Raw genomic sequence first — 3,116 nt, 5'->3', positions numbered from 1 at the left:
CCGATAAAAGCACCCGGCTTCCTTTGATATAGCACCCCCTTTCAGCTTCCTGGAGATGGTCGGAAATAAATTCAGGATGGAGCATGATGTCTCCATCTACCTGGATGATGTAATCGCAATCCGTTCCCGAAATGGCGGTGTTGAGGATCCTGGTCTTCCGGAAGCCCTCATCGGGATGCCAGAAATGTTTTATCGGAATAGAGGTTTTACCCCTGAATGAATCAATAACATATTTGGTAGAATGGCCCGAGCCATCGTCGGCAATTAAGATTTCGTTTGGCAGAATCGTCTGTTCCAGTATACTGTCTAGTACCAGATTTAAAGCGTCACTCCAATTATAGGTCGATATTAAAAGAGCTACCTTATTTTTGCTTTCGTCAAAAAAAACACGTCTCATCCCAAGTAATTAAATAAACAGAAGTATGAAAAATAAGTAAAAAGCATTTTCATGATGCACAGAGCACTGTTTTACACTATACGTTTATATTTCCGATAACGTTACACAAAGAGGCTGCTTGTTTCAAATTAATGGACGAGGTAACCTGGGAGCTGATCCGCCCGGCCTGATGTTTTCATCCATTTTCTGCAAAAGTTCGATTCGTAAAAATTTCGTCATAAAGCGTTTTGCTGCTAAGTTAATAAATAGGATGCAAATTTTCTGCCATTTTATTTAAGATGATAGATAAATTAGGTTGCCCTAACCAGCCTGATAAACAGTTTTTTAAAGTGGCAGAAAAATCTCTGCATGACCGGTTCCCGGTAGTCACATGTTTTTTAATGTACACTTCTGTTGATATCTGTAGTAAAAACAGTACTGACACCTGATCAAGAATAGGACATAAGGGCATTCCCGATAGAATTGTTACATGTTAAAGTGGCTCCCTGACCATCCGGGACAAAAAATCAGTGATGCATTTTTTTTGTCGTTAGATTATGATATTGTTAATCAGATGTTTGTATTGGGTGTACAGAGGCCTCTAAAACGGCTGCAACAATTAATTTTAACGGTTCAAAAAACCTTTTTTTAAGATAATTTGTTTAGGGTAAAGAAAATGGTACAAACTTTGTTAGTTTGGCGATATCAAAGTTATAATTAAATTTGTGAGAAATTACACAATTAAAAATTTGTTTAACCTTAAAACAAACAGAACATGAATTATTCTACAATTAAGAAAGTTGTTGCTGGTTCGCTGTTCACGATGGCTGCAGTAGCTGCCTCGGCTCAGGACACCACAAGAACTTCAACCTCTGCCGCCACGGTGTTTGGCGGAAGAGCACAGTACAGGACCTGGTCTATTGGTGTAACTGGTGGCGTTTTAGCTCCTGTAGTTCCTTTCGGTACAAACGATTACAACGATTGGGATGCAAATTTTGGCTACGGGTTATACATTAAGAAGCAGTTAGCTCCTTCTTTCGGATTAAAACTCGATGCTTACAGAGGAAAACTGTCTGGCGCTTATGATGGTGCTACTGTACCTGCAGGCCGCGCAGCAGACTTCGAAACTGATCTTAACTATGCAGTATCATTAAAGGGTGTTGTTAACGTTGGTACAGTTTCTTTCCTTAGCAGAACTAAAAACGTTGGATTCTTCGTTCAGGCTGGTGCTGGTTTAACTGGTTACGATCCAGGTGATGCAGCAGGAAGCAGAACTGAGCTTTTCATCCCTGTAGGTGTGGGTGCAAGCTTCAGATTAGGTGACGTTGTGTCTCTGAACTTAGGTTACGATGCAAACTTCCTGGATGCTGACAACCTTGACGGAACATGGGTTAACGGACCTTCTAACAAAGACAAATTCTCTTACGGTTATGCAGGCCTTGAGTTCACTTTAGGAAACTCTGCTAAACCAGCTTTACAGTGGACTAACCCTGTTGCTTTAATGTATGATGAATTAAAAGATCCTACATTACGTCAGGAAGTTGAAGCTCTTAAGACCCGCGTAAGCACTTTAGAGAACACTGTAAACCAGCTTTCTGCTGATGCTGATGGTGACGGAGTTTCTGACAGATTCGACAAGTGCCCTGGTACTCCTGCCGGAACTGTTGTAGATGGCGCTGGTTGCCCTCTTCAGTTACCTACTGCTGATTCAACAGCTTCAGGTTCTTACTCTAACATTCAGTTCGAATTCGATAGCTCAGTTTTAAGAACTTCTTCTTATCCTACTTTGGATAAAGTTTCTTCTGACTTGAGAGCTAACTCTTCTTCAAGCTTAACCCTTGAAGGACACGCTTCAGCTGAAGGTACTGACGCTTATAACATGAATCTTTCAAGAGACAGAGCTAACTCAGTAAAGACTTACCTGGTTAACTCTGGTGTTGATGCTAACCGCATCACAGTAAAAGCATTCGGCGAAACTAAGCCAATCGCTTCTAACTCAACTGAAGAAGGACGTGTTAAAAACCGTCGTGTTGAAATTAAGAAATAAGATAATATAGTATCTTAAGCATATTATCGGAGAGGGCTTCATCAGAAGCCCTCTTTTTTTGTGTCTTTATCGAGGCCTTCACAATTATGTCCATACCTCATTAAAGGACGATAAATTCACTTTTACATGCCGATCTTGCCTATATAAGCTTAAATTTATCTAAGTTTGCGTATGTACTTTTTCAGGAAGAGCAATCCGGACAGACCCAAAAACTTCAACCTGAAGGTGATGCATTTTATCAATGCTACTGCTATCCTGCTGTTCCTTGCGGGAATTATCTATAAGTTAATTGATTGGTTTATTAAATAATGAAACAAATTATCGAAACAGCGAACGCTCCGGCTCCTATCGGGCCTTATAATCAGGCTATTCTTGCCAATGGATTCCTTTATGTGTCTGGTCAGATTCCCATTAATCCGGCAACAAACGAGCTGATCACGTCTTCTGTAGAGGATGAAACAAAGCAGGTAATGGAAAATCTATCAGCTATCTTAACTGAAGCAGGTTTTGGCTTTGATGATGTAGTCAAAACAACAATATTTCTTTCCGATATGAAGCTTTTCCCTGTCGTGAACGAAATATACGGCACTTATTTCAGCAGTTCTTATCCGGCCCGCGAAACAGTAGCAGTGGCTGGCTTACCTAAAGGGGTGAATGTCGAGATCTCAGTGATTGCCACGAAATAGGAGTGGG

4 protein-coding genes are annotated in these 3,116 nt (G+C 40.7%); 3 read left to right on the top strand and 1 reads right to left on the bottom strand.

What is annotated here, in order from left to right:
• Nucleotides 1-397, bottom strand: a 397-nt coding sequence (locus DDR33_RS26645) for a glycosyltransferase (RefSeq protein WP_238387728.1), incomplete at its 3' end; no start/stop codon positions are given.
• Nucleotides 398-1,151: 754 nt separating this feature from the next.
• Here DDR33_RS26645 and DDR33_RS08985 point away from each other — a divergent pair.
• From DDR33_RS08985 to DDR33_RS08980, 3 genes are all read left to right on the top strand, one after another.
• Nucleotides 1,152-2,423: an OmpA family protein gene (locus tag DDR33_RS08985; RefSeq protein WP_109415436.1), complete on the top strand. Its 1,272-nt coding sequence runs from the start codon at nucleotides 1,152-1,154 to the stop codon at nucleotides 2,421-2,423.
• Between the two features lie 171 nt (nucleotides 2,424-2,594).
• Complete coding sequence (locus DDR33_RS25775) at nucleotides 2,595-2,732, top strand: DUF6728 family protein (protein WP_317047432.1); 138 nt, start codon at nucleotides 2,595-2,597, stop codon at nucleotides 2,730-2,732.
• A complete protein-coding gene (locus tag DDR33_RS08980; protein ID WP_109415435.1) occupies nucleotides 2,732-3,109 on the top strand; it encodes a RidA family protein in 378 nt (125 codons plus the stop codon). Before DDR33_RS25775 ends, DDR33_RS08980 begins: the two co-directional genes overlap by 1 nt.
• Nucleotides 3,110-3,116: the final 7 nt, after the last annotated feature.

It is taken from the genome of Pararcticibacter amylolyticus, from assembly GCF_003130405.1.
Lineage (GTDB): Bacteria > Bacteroidota > Bacteroidia > Sphingobacteriales > Sphingobacteriaceae > Arcticibacter > Arcticibacter amylolyticus.
The sequence above is the reverse complement of the archived record's forward strand: the minus strand, read 5'-3'. Positions and strand labels throughout refer to the sequence as shown.

What these genes read in the sequence shown, in the direction of transcription:
- DDR33_RS08985 (WP_109415436.1), top strand. Translation starts at nt 1,152, where the DNA reads ATGAATTATTCTACAATTAAGAAAGTTGTTGCTGGTTCGCTGTTCACG.
- DDR33_RS08980 (WP_109415435.1), top strand. Translation starts at nt 2,732, where the DNA reads ATGAAACAAATTATCGAAACAGCGAACGCTCCGGCTCCTATCGGGCCT.
- DDR33_RS25775 (WP_317047432.1), top strand. Translation starts at nt 2,595, where the DNA reads ATGTACTTTTTCAGGAAGAGCAATCCGGACAGACCCAAAAACTTCAAC.